This is a genomic window from Janthinobacterium sp. GW822-FHT07H10 (assembly GCF_058798675.1).
On record NZ_JBXAKS010000003.1, the window covers coordinates 16,260 to 33,559 of the forward strand.

Annotated in this window: 18 protein-coding genes; 6 read left to right on the forward strand and 12 right to left on the reverse strand. The window is 64.5% G+C overall.

The features are described from left to right. Positions 1 to 51: 51 nt before the first annotated feature. A complete protein-coding gene (locus AC1RDJ_RS07805) occupies positions 52 to 240 on the reverse strand; it encodes a hypothetical protein (protein WP_289887455.1) in 189 nt (62 codons plus the stop codon). A 10-nt stretch (positions 241 to 250) separates the two neighbouring features. Between AC1RDJ_RS07805 and AC1RDJ_RS07810 the strand changes: the two genes are divergently transcribed. Continuing rightward, complete coding sequence (locus tag AC1RDJ_RS07810) at positions 251 to 478, forward strand: hypothetical protein (RefSeq protein ID WP_156894971.1); 228 nt, start codon at positions 251 to 253, stop codon at positions 476 to 478. Here AC1RDJ_RS07810 and AC1RDJ_RS07815 read toward each other — a convergent pair. From AC1RDJ_RS07815 to AC1RDJ_RS07830, 4 genes are all read right to left on the reverse strand, one after another. Then, complete coding sequence (locus AC1RDJ_RS07815) at positions 475 to 1,482, reverse strand: Csu type fimbrial protein (protein WP_071325566.1); 1,008 nt, start codon at positions 1,480 to 1,482, stop codon at positions 475 to 477. The genes AC1RDJ_RS07810 and AC1RDJ_RS07815 overlap by 4 nt on opposite strands. Further along, complete coding sequence (locus tag AC1RDJ_RS07820) at positions 1,482 to 3,842, reverse strand: fimbria/pilus outer membrane usher protein (protein WP_493027163.1); 2,361 nt, start codon at positions 3,840 to 3,842, stop codon at positions 1,482 to 1,484. Before AC1RDJ_RS07820 ends, AC1RDJ_RS07815 begins: the two co-directional genes overlap by 1 nt. 66 nt (positions 3,843 to 3,908) lie before the next feature. Then, entirely contained in the window at positions 3,909 to 4,643 is a 735-nt protein-coding gene (locus AC1RDJ_RS07825; RefSeq protein WP_232250986.1) for a fimbrial biogenesis chaperone, read from the reverse strand. Positions 4,644 to 4,654: 11 nt separating this feature from the next. Further along, positions 4,655 to 5,185 carry a Csu type fimbrial protein gene (locus tag AC1RDJ_RS07830; protein ID WP_071325568.1) on the reverse strand — a complete coding sequence of 177 codons (531 nt, stop codon included), beginning with the start codon at positions 5,183 to 5,185 and terminating at the stop codon, positions 4,655 to 4,657. A 348-nt stretch (positions 5,186 to 5,533) separates the two neighbouring features. On the opposite strand from AC1RDJ_RS07830, the gene AC1RDJ_RS07835 reads away from it, so the two are divergent. Continuing rightward, complete coding sequence (locus tag AC1RDJ_RS07835) at positions 5,534 to 6,340, forward strand: response regulator transcription factor (RefSeq protein ID WP_071325569.1); 807 nt, start codon at positions 5,534 to 5,536, stop codon at positions 6,338 to 6,340. 13 nt (positions 6,341 to 6,353) lie between these two features. On the opposite strand, the gene AC1RDJ_RS07840 is transcribed toward AC1RDJ_RS07835, so the two are convergent. Together AC1RDJ_RS07840 and pnuC are read right to left on the reverse strand one after the other, a co-directional pair. Then, positions 6,354 to 8,912 (reverse strand): TonB-dependent receptor, encoded by a 2,559-nt coding sequence (locus AC1RDJ_RS07840; protein ID WP_493027164.1) that lies wholly within the window; start codon positions 8,910 to 8,912, stop codon positions 6,354 to 6,356. 329 nt (positions 8,913 to 9,241) lie between these two features. Then, positions 9,242 to 9,832 (reverse strand): nicotinamide riboside transporter PnuC, encoded by a 591-nt coding sequence (gene pnuC / locus AC1RDJ_RS07845; RefSeq protein WP_289887460.1) that lies wholly within the window; start codon positions 9,830 to 9,832, stop codon positions 9,242 to 9,244. A gap of 228 nt (positions 9,833 to 10,060) precedes the next feature. On the opposite strand from pnuC, the gene AC1RDJ_RS07850 reads away from it, so the two are divergent. After that, positions 10,061 to 10,813: a substrate-binding periplasmic protein gene (locus AC1RDJ_RS07850; RefSeq protein WP_289887463.1), complete on the forward strand. Its 753-nt coding sequence runs from the start codon at positions 10,061 to 10,063 to the stop codon at positions 10,811 to 10,813. 7 nt (positions 10,814 to 10,820) lie between these two features. Here the strand turns inward: AC1RDJ_RS07850 and AC1RDJ_RS07855 are convergent, their stop codons facing one another. Together AC1RDJ_RS07855 and AC1RDJ_RS07860 are read right to left on the reverse strand one after the other, a co-directional pair. Continuing rightward, entirely contained in the window at positions 10,821 to 11,522 is a 702-nt protein-coding gene (locus AC1RDJ_RS07855; RefSeq protein WP_289887464.1) for an isochorismatase family protein, read from the reverse strand. A gap of 87 nt (positions 11,523 to 11,609) precedes the next feature. Continuing rightward, complete coding sequence (locus AC1RDJ_RS07860; RefSeq protein ID WP_493027165.1) at positions 11,610 to 12,476, reverse strand: pirin family protein; 867 nt, start codon at positions 12,474 to 12,476, stop codon at positions 11,610 to 11,612. 119 nt (positions 12,477 to 12,595) lie between these two features. Here AC1RDJ_RS07860 and AC1RDJ_RS07865 point away from each other — a divergent pair, with 119 nt between their 5' ends. Next, complete coding sequence (locus AC1RDJ_RS07865; RefSeq protein WP_493027166.1) at positions 12,596 to 13,501, forward strand: LysR family transcriptional regulator; 906 nt, start codon at positions 12,596 to 12,598, stop codon at positions 13,499 to 13,501. A gap of 46 nt (positions 13,502 to 13,547) precedes the next feature. Next, entirely contained in the window at positions 13,548 to 14,351 is an 804-nt protein-coding gene (locus AC1RDJ_RS07870; protein ID WP_493027167.1) for a metallophosphoesterase family protein, read from the forward strand. Here AC1RDJ_RS07870 and AC1RDJ_RS07875 read toward each other — a convergent pair. Together AC1RDJ_RS07875 and bla are read right to left on the reverse strand one after the other, a co-directional pair. Then, positions 14,348 to 14,521: a hypothetical protein gene (locus tag AC1RDJ_RS07875; RefSeq protein ID WP_198043811.1), complete on the reverse strand. Its 174-nt coding sequence runs from the start codon at positions 14,519 to 14,521 to the stop codon at positions 14,348 to 14,350. The two genes, AC1RDJ_RS07870 and AC1RDJ_RS07875, sit on opposite strands and share 4 nt — an antisense overlap. 322 nt (positions 14,522 to 14,843) lie before the next feature. Further along, positions 14,844 to 15,800: a subclass B3 metallo-beta-lactamase gene (gene bla / locus AC1RDJ_RS07880; protein ID WP_493027168.1), complete on the reverse strand. Its 957-nt coding sequence runs from the start codon at positions 15,798 to 15,800 to the stop codon at positions 14,844 to 14,846. Positions 15,801 to 15,939: 139 nt separating this feature from the next. Between bla and AC1RDJ_RS07885 the strand changes: the two genes are divergently transcribed. After that, a complete protein-coding gene (locus AC1RDJ_RS07885) occupies positions 15,940 to 16,743 on the forward strand; it encodes a metallophosphoesterase family protein (RefSeq protein WP_493027169.1) in 804 nt (267 codons plus the stop codon). On the opposite strand, the gene AC1RDJ_RS07890 is transcribed toward AC1RDJ_RS07885, so the two are convergent. Continuing rightward, on the reverse strand, positions 16,740 to 17,267 hold the full coding sequence (locus AC1RDJ_RS07890) for a dihydrofolate reductase family protein (protein WP_071325577.1): 528 nt from the start codon (positions 17,265 to 17,267) through the stop codon (positions 16,740 to 16,742). The genes AC1RDJ_RS07885 and AC1RDJ_RS07890 overlap by 4 nt on opposite strands. Between the last annotated feature and the right edge of the window lie 33 nt (positions 17,268 to 17,300).

Genomic DNA, 17,300 nt, shown 5'->3' on the forward strand with positions numbered 1-17,300 from the left:
GCACAACAATCGAAAAAAATCACGGTTACGTCAATTTGCACGCTACAGACTTCAGTTACTATCCATGTGATAGCCACTCGCACCCCATGGCGGTGGCTTGAAAATACGCAAAAACTCACTTTTTTCTTGCTCTAGTACAATAATGTCTTGTTCAAACACCCTAAACCCGGTGCGGAAAACGTTGCCAGTCAGGCCAGCACGCGCGACTGCCAACAGGCGTTTTTCACTCGATGCGTACACGATGACTCCTTTGAAGTTTGCAGTCCTGCCAGCCCTGCTCGCCCTTTCCCTCTGCCAGACCACCACCGCCGGTACCGTCTCTTCCGCGTCGCTCCAGGCCAGCTTCGTCATCCGTGAGGCTTGCACCATCCATGCGCACCGCGCGCAGGCGCAGGTGCAATGCAGCCACGACACGCCCTACCTGATGCAGCGCCAGGTCACGCCATCTGGCGCCAGCCTCGTCACCGTCAGCTTCTAGAAGTAAATCGTCGCCGTCACCGTATCCTTGTAGTCGCCGGGACGCGGCGACACCTGCGCCGGTACCCGGCCATACACCGTCACCGGCACGCTCACGCCCGTGCCCGTCCCCGTAAACATGCTGGTGCCAGCCGTGCCATCGCCCCATAGCGGACCATCGAGGGTCGACGAGAGGCGATAGCTGACCTTGTCCGTCGTCAGCGTATTTTTCATTTGCCGGTTGGCCACATTGGCCGCCACGCTGCCGCCGTTGAAGGCGATCTGGTAAGCATTGTTGTTCACGCAGCGCACCGACAGGGTGCTGGTGCTGCGCAGGTTGCCCGTCAAAATCGACGCGTTGGCGAAAGCCATCGGACTGGCCGTGATCGTGCAATCGTTGACGGCCGTCGCATTCACCGTAAAGCCGAAGCTGCCGCTGTTGACGGTGCAGCCGAACAGGTTGACGAGGCCATACGTGGTGTAGGTGTACGTGCCCTGGCCGGCAAAGCTCGACGTGTAGACGGTATTCGCGTTGGCCACCGTCGGCACGGCCGCCAGGCTGGCGCCGGCCGGTATCTTCGCGTACACGGTAAACGTCGTGGAATACGTGCCGGCCGGGGCCAGCAAGCCGGCCGACAGGAATATCGTGAAGGTCGACGGCGCGCCCGGCACGCCGGCGCCGCCCCAGATCTTCGCCGTCGCGTACGAACTGTCCACGTAGACGTTGTATTCCATTCGTTGCGTGCCGTTGCCCAGCTTGCGCGGCAGGGCCGAGGTGGAATTCGTGCCCAGCCCCAGCGAGATGCACGCCTGCGCATTTGGCGTGAGCAACTGCCCCAGGTTCAGCGAGAAAAACTGGCAGCTGAGGGTACCTGTTGCCTGTGCCACATAATCGGTGCCGGAAATCGGGCTGACGTTGCCGAAATCGATATTCGTCATGCTGACCGTGCACGTGTCGGCCGCCTGCGCCGCGCCGCCCCAGGCGCAGCCCAGCAGCAGGATCAGGCATGGCAGCAGGCGGCGCATCAGCGGCCTCCCCCGGCGCCGCAGCGCAGCGGGCCGATCGCGGGCAAGCCGCCGGTTGCCGGGCGCACATAGGCAAAGCGCACCGTGCACAGGCTGTCGCCCTCGCCAATCTGCAATTGATTTTCCTCAAGCAAGTCATCGACGAAGGCGATGCCGTCGAACCCCACCACCGTGCGCTTGCCGCTCTGCACGTGCAATACGGGCAGCCCGGGCGCCAGCGGCTTGCCGTCCGCATCGTGGATGATGATGGTGGCCGCGCTATAGCGTTCGATCGGGAAGGCGGCCAGCACGCCCGCCAGGTGCTGCGGCACCACGTTCAGATTGGTCACGGGCACGCGCGCATCGACGTCGAGTTCATCCGTGGCGATGCTGATCTGGTTATTGCCATAGGGATTCAAATTCGGCACCAGCAAATAGCCGCTGCTGCCCGTCACGCCGATCTGGCGGTTTTCATGCAAGACGGGAATATTCGCCACGCCGGCCGTCGATACCAGCGCGAAACCGTTGCCCACCTGGCGCGCCGCCGCCACGTGGCCATCCATCAGCACCAGCGCGCCGGTAGCCCCGAGCGAGGAGGCATTGCCCGTGTCGCCGTGCTGCGTGCGCGCGGACACGCGGCCGTAATTGCCCAGGTATTCCAGCTGCGCCTGACGATAGGCATTGCTGCCGACGGTGCCCGCCTGCACACCCCAGCCGAAGCCGCCGCCAAAGTCGGCCGTGCGCTGCACGCTGAGGCTGCGGCCATTCTCGCCATTCTGCCGGTTGCCGTTCACGCTGACGGCCAGGTTGTTGTCGAACGCCATGCTCAGGCCAAAGTAGAAGCCCCGCTTCGCGCGCTGCCGCAGATCCTGGAACAGGCTGGCATTGAAGAACAGCCCGTGGAACAGCGTGGCCGAGTAGCCGACGGTGGCCAGCTTCGATGGCGGCGCGCCGGGCGTGCGGTAACTGATATAGCTGGTGCTGACGCTACTGCCTGCCGGCAATGGCAAGCTCACGGTAAGGCGGTCCGCCGCGCGCACCACGGGGCTGCCGTCGCGCGAGGCCAGGTCGCCGAAGCCGGCGCTGGCGCGCACGCTTTGCGCATCGACGCTGAAGCGCGGGCCCAGGTATTGATAGCCGGCGCTCAGCTGCGCGCCGCGGCTGCTGCCCGTGCTGGCCGACAGCGCGCCGTTGAGGACACCAGCCTGGCCCAGCCGCCACAGCACGCCCGCGCCCGCCTGGTACAGGCCGGCGGCCAGCTCCGCATGGCCTTCGACGGTGAGGCTGTCGCTGACGCCATAGCGGCCCGACGCGCTGGCGACGAGCTGCCGCTCATAGCCGAACAGGCGGGTGCCGTAGTCGCGCCGCACGGCGCCGGCCTCGAACGAGTAATCGCTCAGGCCGCCGGCCAGCATGCGCGTGTCGACATACAGGGGCAGGACGGTCGTCACGCTGCGCCCCAGCGCATCGTGCGTGATGATGGTCGCTTGCCCGGCGCCATTGATGCCGGCCACCTGGTTCAATACGAATGGGCCGCTGGGCACGCTGGCTGCATATTGCTGCACGCCATTGACGTACAGGCTCAGCGACGAAGGCACGAGCGCCGTGCCGTCGACGGAGGCGACGGGAAACGTCAGCAGGTCGGGACGCAGCTGGAAATTCTTGCGCCACTGCACGCCACCGACGCGCACGGCGCGGCTCCAGCTCAGCGAGGAGGTAATCAGGTCGCCCACCTGCCAGGTGCGCAGGGTGTCGGGATCGGCGTGGCTCCAGAACGTGTCGAAGCGCATGTACTTGCGCTGGCCCGTTCCCAGGTTCAAGGTGCCCGTATTGCTGAACACGCCGCTGTCATTGAAGTAACGCACATCATTGAACAGGGCAACGCGCCGCGTCTGGCCCAGTTCCGCGTACGCTTCGTAATTGAGGACGGCGCCCGGCGTGACGCGCGCCGGCGGCGTCTGCGCCAGCGCGCGCGCGCTGATGCGGTAGGGCGAACGCAACTCGTCCGCCACCTGCAGCGAAATGCTCTGGCGCGCCGCGTCATAGTCATAGCCGAGTCCGGGAATGGCATCGAGCGCCACCTCGGTCTGGCCGGGCGCACCGAGGCGCGCCGGGTCCAGCCCAAGCTGCTGCAAGTTCGCCACACTGCTGCGCAAGCCCTTACCCACCTGGGTAAAACGCAAGATCAGCCCCGTTGATTCAGCATTCACACTCACCTCCAGATACAGTTCATTCGGCGCCGCCGGGTCGCTGGGCAGGCGGGCCGGGCCGGGATCGGCGCCCGACTCGCCGCTTGCCGCCGCGCCATCGGCCCTGGCCAGCGGCACCATGGCCAGCAGCAGCAAGGTCCAGCAGGTCCGCCATGTCAGTGCGCGTTTCATGGTTTAACCCGGTTGCGCCCGCTGCCGTGGCACGCCACCAGCGCGCCCGCCATGACGGCAGTTTTGTTAAGGTGTCGAGTTCTTGGCAACGAGCGCCTTTGCATTCACATTGACCGTTATAGTCAGCGGCCCGTCGAGTTCCGCTTCCCGCGCGACGGGCAATCGCCAGACGCGCATGCGTTGCGCCAGCACATAGCCAAACAATCCCTTGCTGATGACAAATTCCTTGCCGGCCTGGTTGCTCAGTGTCATCGCACCGATCTGGGCGTGGAAGTTGCCGCTGTTCTTGACGCGCAGCATCCATTCCCCCTCCTGGCGGAACACGTGCCAGTCGAGGATTTCCTTGCCTGGCGCGCCGCTGGGCAGCACGAACACGGGCACCGAATAGCGCAGGCGGATATCGACGCCGCTGCGGCCCGCCTCATCCTCGCGGCTGACTTCATCGATGAGCACGCGATACGTCTTTTCCTGCGCCGCCGGACCGGCCTGGGCGCGCACCAGGCGGATGGTCTGCCGGCTGTTCGCGGCCACTTCGACAATCGGCGGACTGGCCACCAGCTCCTGCGTCGGCGCCAGCACTTCCTCGCCATTGCGCTGCTCCCAGGCGAACACCCGCACCTGCCCGTACATGGGCTGGTCGCCGAGGTTTTGCAGGTTGATCCCCGCCGCACTCTGTTCGGCGCGGAAATTGATCGTCACCGGCGAAATCTGCAGGTTGGCGGCCTGCCCGCCCGCGGCGCAGCACAGCGCAGCGAGCAGCGCCAGCAGCGGCCTGAACAAGGAGGCGGAGCGGACCTTCACGCGGGCCCGCCTTAAAAGTACACGGTGGCGGTGATGGTCGACTTGTAGGTATCGGGCGCCGGTGTCGCCTGTGGCGGAATGTTGCCGTACACGGTGATGGGCTGGGAAGAACCCGTGCCCGTGCCGCCCACGGTATCGGTGCCCTGCGTGTCACCCCACAAGGTGGCCCCCGCCGTCTGGTACAGGTTGAACTGCACCTTGCCGAGGTTGCCGCCGGTGCCGCTCATGTAGCGCGTGGTGCCGGTCGACCCCGTGCCGGAACCGGCGGTCAGGCCCACGTTGTAGGGCGTGGTATTGGTGCAGGTGACATTCACGGTCGTATTGACGTTAACGGCAGTAGCCAGTACGCCCTGACTTTGGCCAAAGTCGAGATTGGCCGCCGAAATGGTGCAATTGGCGATGATTTTCAGGGTGACGTCAAAGGTCGTGTTATTGCTGCCGTTCAAATACACGGCCGCATCCGCCGAGCCAGGCAGAAATGCCGTACCGGCGATGGCGACGCTGGCGACAGCGATCAAGCGGGGGAAAGTAGCTCGCAACATAATACCTCCTGATGATGGAACATCATTAATGAGCCCTCCAATATGAAGGGCATCGAGGATAGTCACGGTATTGCCGGCGTTTTCTTGGGCACGCAAACCAGGACAACAAATTACAGGGCTGAGAGCCAGGAACGTGGGGGCATCAGCTTTTTTTGCCGCATTTGCAAAACAGATTTTTTAACAAGCGACATTGCTTAAAATCAATGCCTGAGTGAATTATTAGCGATCTGGGAAATCGCCGCTTCTGCTGGCGGCGAAACATCTTTTGAAACACGAGAAAAGCAGAAAAAAAAGAAAAAGCGAGGCATAATAAGCCACAACTTGCTTTTTGGTTAAGTCATCCATGCCATGCCATTGACCAGCGAAACCATCAAAAAAAACATCTTGATCGTGGACGATTCCGCGTTCGAGCAGCGCATGCTGATGGAGCTGCTCAGCGAGCAACCGTACCGTTTCAGCATCGCCTTCAACGGCTACCAGGGCTACCAGCTGGCGCTGGCCACGCGTCCCGACCTGATCCTGCTCGACGTGCGCATGCCGGAAATGGATGGCTACACGGCATGCCGTTTGCTCAAGGCCAATCCCGATACCGAGCAGATCCCCGTGATCTTTCTCAGCGGAGCAGATGCCGCGAAAGAACGCATCATGGGCTTGCAAGTGGGGGGGGTCGATTACATTTCGAAGCCATTTACGCCGGAAGAACTGGCCGCGCGCATCCATATCCACCTGGGATTGATGCGTAAAAGCAACAGTACGCCGCCCGCCGTCACGCCGATCGGCGAGCGCCAGCAGCATCCGGACCTGGTGTTCGTCAATGCCGTCAAACAATTAATACTCGATAACCTGGGCAGCCTGCCCAACCTGTCCGAGATCGCCCGCAGCGTGGGCACCTACCGCGAAAAGCTGACCCTGATGTTCCGCGAGCAGACGGGCATGACGGTATTTGCCTTCATCCGCGAAGCGCGCATCGCGCGCGGCGTGGAATTGCTGCAGCAGACCGACATCGACGTGCAGGATATCGCCCTGCTGATCGGCTTTCACAATGCGGGCAACTTCGCCACGGCCTTTCGCGAACGCATGGGCGTCACGCCCAGCGCCTACCGCCAGCGCCTGCAGGAGCAGACGGGCCAGCGGCAGGTATCGAACGGACACTAAGGCTGCCGCCAACTCAGAACTTGTAGTTCAGCTTGAGGGACGCGAAGCGGCCGCGCGGGTCGGCCTGGGTATAGTCGAAGCCCGACGCCGAGTAATCCCACGGCGCGCGCTTGTTGGCCAGGTTTTGCACGATGAAGGTGACGTTTGCGGCCGGCGTGACTTGCCAGCTGGTGGTCACGTCGAACGTGCTGAAGGCGGCCACCGATTCATCGAGATGCGTGTTTTGCGCATAGCTGCCCACATAGTTCCACGTCAGGGTCGACGACCATTTTCCCTGTTCCCAGGTGGCCGAGGTGACGCCGCGCCATTTCGGGATCGAGCCGAAATAATTGGTGCCGGCGCCATCCGTCAGCGGCGCGCCATCGGACAGCGGCTCGGCAAAGCGCAGCACGCGGCTCAGCTGGCCGGCCAGGGTCAGCTTGCCCCAGTCCTTGTCGACGAAGCGCTGGCGCAGGTCCAGGTCGATGCCGGACACTTCGCGCTGGCCCTGGTTGCGGTACTGGCGGTACAGCGTGGTGATGCGGCCGTCGGCGTCGCGCGTGATTTTTTGCGGCGCCGTCGCCTCGTTGGCGATGGTGGTGGTGGCGCTTTCCGTGCCGATCACGCCATCCTGCTTGATGCGGTAGTAATCGAGGCCGATGCTCGAGCTGCTGGTGGGCGAGACCACCACGCCCAGGTTCAGGTTGTTCGAACGCTCGGGCCGCAGCGCCGTATTGGCGATGGTGATGGCCGTCACGCCGCGCGTCTGCGTCGGCGTGATCGGGTCGCGCGGATCGAGCACGCTGACATAGCTGACGGCCGTGCTTTGCGTGATTTCCGGCAGCGACGGCGCGCGGAAACCGCGCGACACGGTGCCGCGCAGCAGCAGCCACGGCGCCGCCTGGTAGCGCGCGCTGGCCTTCGGCGAGAACGCATTGCCAAAGTCGCTGTAATGGTCGGCGCGGCCGGCCAGGTTGACGGAGACGTCTTTCACGACGGGGACGTTAAATTCGGCAAACAGGGCCGACACATTGCGCGAGCCATTGATGATGTTGATGGCCGGCCGCAGTTCCGTGCCCGACAGCACGGCCGTCGAGGTTTGCGAATCCATCTTTTCGCGGCGCCACTGGGCGCCGGCGGCAAAGCCCAGTGGGCCGGCCGGCAATTGCCACAGGTCTTTCGCGGCCGAAAAGTCGAGCGTGTCGAGCGTCGATTCGGCCGGACGCAGGGTCGACAGGCGCAGGCGGTTGCGCACGGCTTCGCTGTTTTGCGACTGGTCGAAGAAATTGTAGCTGCCGTCGGCCAGCACCTTCTGGAATTCATAGCGGTTGACGAAGTTCTGCACCGTCTCTTCCAGCTTGCTGCTCGAATGGCCCACGGCCGCATCCCAGTCCCAGCCCGCCAAGGTGCCCTTGACGCCGGCCAGCGCGCGGTAGAACGTGACCTTGTCCTGCTTCAGGCGCGGCCCCAGGTCGAACAGGGTGGCCGTGAACGGCAACGGCGTCGCGCCCGGATTGTTCGGATGGCCCACGGGCAGCACGACGGGAATCGTGTCGAGCGCCTGCGTGGCGTTGTTCCACACGCGCGTGGCATTGTTGACCGTCAGCGGCGCGCTGAAGGTCTGGTCGGCGCGCGAGTAGCTGTGCAGCAAGTCGACATATGCTTCCGTGTCCGCGTTCAGCTTGACGGTGGCGCGCGCGGCCGTATGCACGCGCTGGATGCCGGGAATCAGGGTCTTGTACGGCGACGGGTTGTAGGCCAGCACCTGCCCCGTCTTGCCGGGCGTGATGTCGCCATAATTGACCAGTTGCAGCGGTCCGCGCACGCCGCCCAGTGTCCGCGTCGGATCCGTGCCCGCGTAATTGGTGATGGCCCAGCCCAGGCTGCCCCGCTGCTGCTGGCGGAAATCCGCATCGCGCATCCACGCCACGTCGCTTTGCTGCAGCTTGTCGCGTTGCTGCGCATCGATCGAGAAGACCAGGCTGTAGCCATCTTCCTCGAGCTTGCCAAAGCCCGTCTGCAGCGCCGCGCTCTTTTCGTGCTGGCCCGTGCCTTCGGTCGAGCCGCCCCACTGCGCCGTGATGTCCGTGCCCGTGAATTCCTTGTACAGGATGATGTTGACCACGCCGGCCACCGCGTCGGAGCCGTAGACGGACGAGGCGCCATCCTTGAGCACCTCGATGCGCTGCACGGCCGCCATCGGCAGGCTGTTCAGGTCGACAAAGGTTTCCTGCAGGTTTTGCGCCGTCGCATAGCTGGCCACGCGCTTGCCATTGACGAGGATCAGGGTGTTTTTCTGGCCGATGCCGCGCAGCGACAGGCCCGAGGTGCCGGCCGAAAAACTGCCCGTGTACTGCTCGTTGTAGCTGTTGCCGCTGTTGGCGGAGATCGCACGCAGCACGTCCGAGACGCTGGTCTTGCCGCTGGCTTTCAATTCCTTGGCGGTGATGACCTGCACGGCGCTGGCGCCCTCCTTTTCGCTGACGCGGATATTCGACCCGGTAACGTTGACGCGCACCATCTCCTCCTCGGCGTGGGCGAAGGCGGGAAAGGCGGCAGCGATGGCAAGACTGATGGCGAGTGGTTTGAACATGGTTTCCTCTTATTGGGATTGCAGCCTATTTCAGATAAAAAAGGCCGAGCGGGGGCACGCGGACCGGGTGGGCCAGCGGACAACAACAAACGGGGGCAGGAACGAATTACGGGATGCGTGGACGCGCACGCATCGGCATCCACTGCGCCATGCATTGCATGGTCAGCTGGTGCCGGGTGGCGGAAAAAATGGCAGAAAAAGTAAAGCGCAACATAAAAGACACCGGTAAGCGGGGAAATGCCACTATATCGCGGTGCCTTTATGGCGTGAACGAATTAAAAATTGAATGTATATACGATTTGGATCTAAGGACTTGGTTTTTGGCAACGTCAGGCGTCGGCCAGCGCTGCCGGTGCGGCCGCCGCGCGGCGCGCCTGCACGCCCCACCAGTACCAGGAAATCAGCGCATTGACCCAGTAGGCGGCGTACAGCACGGCCGTCAGGTGCAGGCCGCGGCTGTAATAGAGCGGCACGGCCACGGTGTTGACGAGCAGCCAGAAGGCCCAGGTTTCGATGCGCCGGCTCATCAGCAGGAATTGCGCGATGATGCTGAACACCAGCACGGCCGAATCGATGAAGGGCGCGTACGCATTCGTGAAGCGGTGCAGCAACAGGCCGTAGATCGCCACGGAGGCGATGCCGGCCGGCACGATCCAGGCCAGGCTGCGCCAGCCCGTGCGCGTGATCGGCAACGGCTTGCCGCCCGCGCCGCGCCGCCATTGCAGCCAGCCGATGACGCAGGTGACGATGAAAAACAGTTGCAGCATCACGTCGGCGTACAGGTTGACCTGGTAAAACAGCACGGTAAACAGGACGCAGCCGACGATGCCGATCCACCAGGAATGAATGTTGTTGCGTCCGGCCAGGATGATGGAGACGGTCATCAGCGCGTTGGCGGCGATCTCGAGCGGGGGAGTCAAGCGGTGGTCCTTTGCGGGGCAGTGGGTGGGTGCACCGCGCCACTATAGCCGATTTACAACGCCCGGTGTCCCGTACGCCGGGCGGCCATGCCAGCGTGCCTGGCAGCGGAAAACGCGCAAAAACCTACGAAAAGCAAACAATGCCGGCCATCAGGGGCTGCGCCCCTTGACTTCCGTGGCCATTCTGGCAAATTGAATATCAAGTTGAAACTCTATGGAAGCACCCGTATGCGCCTGCGCCATTTCCTGTTTGCGGCAGCGCTTGGCATCTCCGCCCTGCCCGCCCTGGCTTGCCGCATGACGATGGCGCTGGAGCAGTGGCCGCCATATGTGTATCGCGATGCGCAGGGCCGCTATACGGGCCTGGACCTGGAATTGCTGCAGGCCATCTTCAGGGAAGCGCGCTGCACGCTCGTCACCTTGCCGGAACTGCCGACGGCGCGGCGCCAGCTGCTGTTCCAGCAAGGCGGGCTGGACCTGATGCTGGCCGCGTCGGAAACACCGGAGCGCCAGTCGTATGCGCGCTTTTCCATTTCCTACCGCGACGAAACGGTGGGCATCTTCAGCAAGCCAGGCAACCAGCATCCGATCGACAGCTTCGCGCAGCTCGCGCGCGGCAAGTCGACCCTGCTGGCGCCGAAAGTGGGCTGGTATGGCCCGCAGTACGCGGCGGCCAGGCCGGTGCTGGAAAAAGAGGGCCGCCTGAATGCGTTCGGCAGCTTCCAGCAAGGCATACGCATGCTCGACGCGGGCCGCGCCGAGCTGCTGATGGGCGACGTGCTGGCCGTGCGCCACGAGGCGCGCCTGCAGGGCGTCGCCCTGAACGCCCTGCCCTTCCTCGCCCTGCGCGCGCCCGTGCACCTGATGCTCAATACGCACAGCACCAGCAGCGCCGACCTGGCGCGCCTGAACGCCGCCATCACGCGCCTGGAACAGCGCGGCACGCTGGCGGCGATACGCGCCCGCTACGAGGCGCCGTAATCGTGCATCAGCCCTGGCTTGCCGCTTCCAGTATCTCCAGCTTCGTCTCGCGGCCATTTTTTTGCACGCCCTGCGCCTTGTCGTAGCTTTCGATCAGCGCGCGGTATGGCGGCACGATATGGTCGGTCATGATGGCGGCGAACTCCATCGCATCGGCGCGGTTCCAGGTGCTCATCACTTCAGCCAGCACGGCATACGTGTCGATCGGCACGGCGCCGGCCTGCGTCACGCGCGCCATGGTGATGTCGGTGGCCATTTTCGACCAGTTGCCCGAGGCGTCGATGATGGCAAACACCTTGTAGCCGGCCGCCAGCGCGCTGATGGTGGGGAAGGCCATGCACACGCTGGTGAGCGTGCCGGCGATGAGCAGGGTCTTGCGGCCCGTCTTTTCGATGGCGTCGACCCAGGCCGGATTGTCCCAGGCATTGATCTGGCCCGTGCGCGGGATGTAGACGGCTTCCGGGTTGAAATGGTGGATTTCCGGGATCAGCGGGCCATTCGGGCCATCGGGCACGGAAGCCGTGGTGAAGGTCGGCATGTTGGCCAGGCGCGACAGCTTGGCCAGCGCCGTGACGTGACCGCGCAGCACGTGCTGCTCGATGTCGCGCACCAGCTGGAACAGGCCGCTCTGGTGGTCGATCAGCAGCATGACGGCGTCGTCGGGATCGATCATCGGTGGCAAGCCTTGGAAGTTGGCGGGGGTGCTCATGGTAGTCTCCTTGAGGTGGCGCCGCCTGGCGGCGCCGCGTGAATTCCCATGCCGCGGGATGCGGCATGGGTTACTGCATAGAACGGCTTACTGCCCGATGCGGGCAAAGCGGCCGCTGTTGAAATCCTCGAACGCCTGCACGATTTCCGCCTCGGTATTCATCACGAACGGGCCATGGCCGACGATGGGTTCGTCGATGGGCTCGCCGCTCAGCAGCAGTACCACGGCGTCGTTGTTCGCCTCGATGGCGATGCTGTCGCCATCGCGCTCGAACAGCGCCATCTGCGCTTCGCGCAGCACGCTCTCGCCGTTGACCAGCACCGTGCCGTGCAGGACGATCAGCGCCGTGCTCCAGCCTGGCGTGACGGGCAGTTCCGTCAGCTTGCCCTGGGCCAGGCGCATGTCCCACACCTGCATCGGCGAGAACGTGCGGGCCGGGCCATGCTGGCCGTCGAACTCGCCGGCGATCACGCGCACCGAACCTGCGCCGCCGGACAGCGCCACCGTCGGAATCGTGTCGCTGGTGATGGCCTGGTAGCCGGGCGCCGTCATCTTGTTGCTGGCCGGCAGGTTCACCCACAGCTGCACCATTTCCAGGGTGCCGCCCGACTGCGTGAAGGCGGGCGAGTGAAACTCTTCATGCAGGATGCCGGCGCCGGCCGTCATCCATTGCACGTCGCCGGGACCGATCACGCCGCCCTGGCCCGTCGAATCGCGGTGCGCCACTTCGCCCTTGTAGACGATGGTGACCGTTTCAAAGCCGCGGTGCGGATGCGAGCCGACGCCGGGCGGACGGGTGCCGGGGGCAAATTCGGCGGGACCGGCATAGTCGAGCAGCAGGAAGGGGCTCAGCTGCTTGCCATGGCCGCTGTACGAAAACATCGAGCGCACGGGAAAACCGTCGCCGACCCAGTGCTGGCGGGGTGCGCTGTAGATACCTGTGATTTTGTTCATCTCGATCTCCTGTTGGGGTTTGCATTACGATGGAGACAGAATACGCTTGCAACGATGAGGGCGGTAGACGGTAAAATCCGCCATCAGCGTTCCAAAAATAGAACGATCAAGGAGGCGGCATGCAGGATCTGAATGACTTGTATTACTTTGTGCAGGTGGTCGACCATGGCGGCTTCGCCCCGGCCGGGCGCGCGCTGGGCATGCCGAAATCCAGGCTGAGCCGGCGCATCGCGCTGCTGGAAGAGCGCCTTGGCGTGCGCCTGCTGCAGCGCACGACGCGGCATTTTTCCGTCACCGACGTGGGCCAGTCGTTTTACGAGCATTGCAAGGCGATGCTGGTGGAAGCGGAAGCGGCGCAGGAGGCGATCGAACTGACGCGGGCCGCGCCGCGCGGCACGGTGCGCCTGTCCTGCCCCATCGCCCTGCTGCATACCCTCGTGGGCCCGATGCTGGCCAGCTTCATGCGCGACCATCCGCAAGTGACCTTGCTGCTCGAAGCGAGCAACCGCCGCGTCGACCTGGTGGCCGAAGGCATCGACGTGGCCATCCGCGTGCGCCCGCCGCCGCTGCCCGACAGCGACCTGGTGCTGCGCGTGCTGGCCGAGCGCAGCCAGTGCATGGTCGGCAGCCCGCTGCTGTTCTCCGGCGCCCCCATGCCGACGGCGCCGGCCGACCTGGCCGACTGGCCCAGCCTGGCCATGGGCACGCCGCAGCAGCATTACCAGTGGGACCTGCATGGACCGCATGGCGCGCGCGCCCAGCTGCGCCACATGCCGCGCTTCGTCACGGGCGACATGCTGACCCTGCGCGACGCGGCCGTGGCCGGCGTGGGCGTGGTGCAGCTGCCGACCATGATGATAGGCGCACAGATCGCCAATGGCAGCCTGCTGCCGCTGATGGAGCAATGGCGGCCGCAGCGCGAAATCATCCATGCGGTTTTCCCGTCGCGGCGCGGCCTGCTGCCGGCCGTGCGCACGCTGATCGACTACCTGGCGCACAGCTTCGCCGCCCTCGGGGAAGAGTGAAGCATTTCGGGTAGGATGGGGGCCTCTGCAACGGCCTGAAAACAGCATGCGTTTATTGATACTGTCGGACCTGCATCACGAATTGTGGCGCGACGAAGCGCCACAGCCAGACCTTGCGCTCAGCCGCCCCGACGTCGTGATCCTGGCCGGCGATATCGACACGGGCAGCCGCGCCATCGCCTGGGCAGCCACCACGTTTGCCGGCCTGCCCGTGCTGTACGTGCATGGCAACCATGAAGGCTATGGCCACCACCTCGACAAGGTGCGCCAGGAACTGCGCGCGGCCGCGGCCGCCACCGGCAACGTGCACTTCCTCGACTGCGGCACGCACGTCGTCGAAGACCAGGCCGGCAACAAGGTGCGCTTCCTCGGAGCGACCCTGTGGACGGATTTCCGCCTGCTGGGCGACGACACGCGCCAGGCCGCCATGCGCGACGCGGAAGCGGCCATGAACGACTACCGGCGCATCCGCCTGGCGAACATGGGTTTTCGCAAGCTGCGCGCGGCCGACACGGCCATGTTCCACGCGCAGCAAAAGGCGTGGCTGGCGCGCGAGCTGGCGCTGCCGTTCGATGGCCGCACGGTCGTCATCAGCCACATGGCGCCGTCGCTGCTCTCGGTCGATGACGCGTATGGCAGCGAAGCATACTCGCCCGCGTATGCGTCGCGCCTGGACGCGCTGGCCGCACAGGCCGACCTGTGGGTGCATGGCCATATCCACGTCTCGCGCGACTACCGTATCGGCAACTGCCGCGTCGTCTGCAACCCGTGCGGCTACAAGACGCGCAGCGGCACGCCGCAAAATCCCCGCTTCGACGCGAATTTCATCGTCGAGCTGGCCGCACGCTAATCGTCGGGTTTCAAGCGTCCTGCCAGCAATTGCTGCAGGCGGTGCTTGCCGGCCCGGCGCGCCGCGCGCGGCGCGGCTTCCGACTGGTGCGCGCCGGCGCCGCCGCGCAATCTGGCGGCTGCCACCAGCGGATTGCGCGGCTTGGGCGTGGCTTTCACTTTAATTTTCATGGTTGCTCCGTTCAAGCGCTGATGCAGACAAGCTGCGATGCATGGTCATCAGCGTCATTCCTGTCGGTATGCCGGGGTCGCCTGAAACAAAAAACCCCGGCGAGTTTCCTCACCGGGGTTTTAAAGGACACCGGCTCGGGATCGGCGCTATGCCGATGGCCCCGAGCGCCATGCGCGGGGCTAGTGGTCGTACAACTTGCTGCCAGCCTGCTCGAACATGGGTTTCCTTTCTATGTCATGGTTAATCTGCACTGCGGACGCTGATTCTGCACCGGATGCTGCAGTGCGTCAACCGCTTTGCATGGCGAACGCGCCAACGTTGTTATTTTGGCGCGGACTCGCTGGCCTTTGCTTTTTCCTTTGCGATGCGCGCATCGAGCTTGGCCTCGTTGCTGGCCGCATACTTGCTGCACGCTTGCGTATCGATGAAGGGGTTCGGCGTGACGCCTACCAGCAAGCGCCTGAGTTTTTCATCGGCGCCGGAGTGGTCGGGATGGGCCGAAATCAGGATGTCGCACGGCAGTTTGGCGAAGTCCTGCATGACGCGGCGAAAGGCCGGCGTCAGGTCCGCATGGCGCGCGTCAGCCAGATAGTGAAAATCGTCAGCGGCCACCGGCGTGAGGCTGGCGCCGAACACCACGCTCAGGCATTCCTCGCGCTCCGCATCCTCGCAGGAAACCCACGTCCAGCTGGTGCTGCCCGGCGTATGCCCAGGCGTGTAGCGCGCCATCACGCTGACTTCACCGAGCTGCAAAATCTCGCCGTCGGCGATTTCACGCACGTTCTCCACGGCCGGCATGGGGTCGATTTCTCCCGCCTGCGGATCGCTGTCTATCACCTTCCCCGCGCGCAGCGCCTGTGCGCCGAGCGGACTGGCGACGACTTGCGCGCCGCTGTCGCGGGCCAGCGCGGCGATGCCGCCCGAATGGTCGAAATGCGCCTCCGTATTCAGGATGAACTTGATGTCCTCCACGCGGAATCCCAGCTCGAGGATATGCTCCTTGATGGCCTCCACCGACTGCGGCAGCGCGCCATCGATCAGGATCAGGCCCTCCTGCGTATGGATCAGCACCACGCTCAAGCCGCCCACGCCCACGTAATAGGTGTCGCCATGGATGCGCGCCGGCTGCTGCGGGCGGTTCCACTGCTCCGCATACGGCGAGGCGATGGGCTGCGTCAGAGGATCGAGGGCGGGCGTGGCGGCCTGCGCCGCCGGCAGCAGCGCCATGCTTGCCAGCGCGATGCCGAGTAAGGTAGTGGGAAGGGAAAAAGGCTGCATGCTGCTCCAGGAGTGAGGGTGCGGTAGTCGATGCCACAGGGTACCGTCGTCGCCCATGCGCGGTCAAGCAGGCAAGCATGGCGACTTGCGCTACGATAGAGGCCCAGCCACTTTCATGCGCCTTGCCGCGCCTCCTGCCATGCGTTTGCTGATCCTGTCCGACCTGCACCTGGAAGTATGGCGCGACGACGCGCCCGCCATCGACCTCGCCGCCAGCCGTCCCGACGCGGTGATCCTGGCCGGCGACATCGACACGGGCAGCAATGCCATCGCCTGGGCCGCGCGCACCTTCGGCGCCCTGCCCGTGCTGTACGTGCATGGCAACCACGAAGGGTATGGCCACCAGCTCGAACACATGCAGGACGCCGTGCGCGACGCCTGCGCCAGCGCCAACGCGCATGGCGCGCATATTCGCCTGCTCGACGGCGATTCCGTGGTGCTCGACGGCGTGCGCTTCCTCGGCATCACCCTGTGGACGGATTTCCTGCTGTTCGGCGCGCAGCGCCAGGCAGAGGCCCTGAGCGCGGCGCAAAACTACATGCCCGACTACAAGCGCATCAGCACGGGAGGCGATGCGCCGCGCCTGCTGTGCGCGGCCGACACGGCGCAGCTGCATGCGCGGCACAGGGCCTGGCTGGCGCAGCAACTGGCGCAGCCGTTCGCCGGAAAAACCGTCGTCATCACGCACATGGCACCGTCGATGCTGTCGGTGGAAGAGCAGTACGCCAGCAACCTGGGCTCGCCCGCCTTCGCCTCGCACCTCGATGAACTGGTGGCGCAGGCCGACCTGTGGGTGCACGGCCACATGCACGCCTCGCTCGACTATCGCATCCAGGATTGCCGCGTCGTGTGCAACCCCTGCGGCTACAAGCGGCCCGACGGCACGCCGGAAAATGCACGCTTCGATCCCGGCTTCATCGTCGAACTGGAAAGCCCGGCTTAACGCTTTCCATAGCGCAGCTGCACCACGCCGCTGGGCAACTGGTGCGTGCTTTCCAGCCGCCAGTCGCTGCGCGGCAGCGCCTCGTCGAACAGCCGCACGCCGCTCCCCAGCACCACCGGCAGCACGGACAAGGCCAGGTTGTCGATGACGCCTTCGCGCAAGCCGGCGCGGATGACGGCGCCGCCGTCGAGATACACGTGGCGGCAGCCCTCCTCGGCCAGGCCTGCCAGCACTTCCCGCACGCTGCCTTCGCGGCGCTGCTCGCCATGGCGCGGCGCGAAGTCGCGGTGACTCAGTACCACCACGCGCTTGCCCGCATACGGCCACGGCTCGAACCCCAGCACGGCGTCATACGTGCTGCGCCCGATCAGCAAGGTATCGACTTGCGTCATCAATGCCGTGTAGCCGGTGGCGTCGGGCGAATCGGGCGCCAGCTCTTCCAGCCAGGACAGGTCGCCGTTTTCTCCCGCGATGCAGCCGTCGATGCTGATGCCGAGAAAGACGCTGACGAAAGGTTTTTGCATGATGTGCTCTCCAATTAATTCTACAGTGTAGAA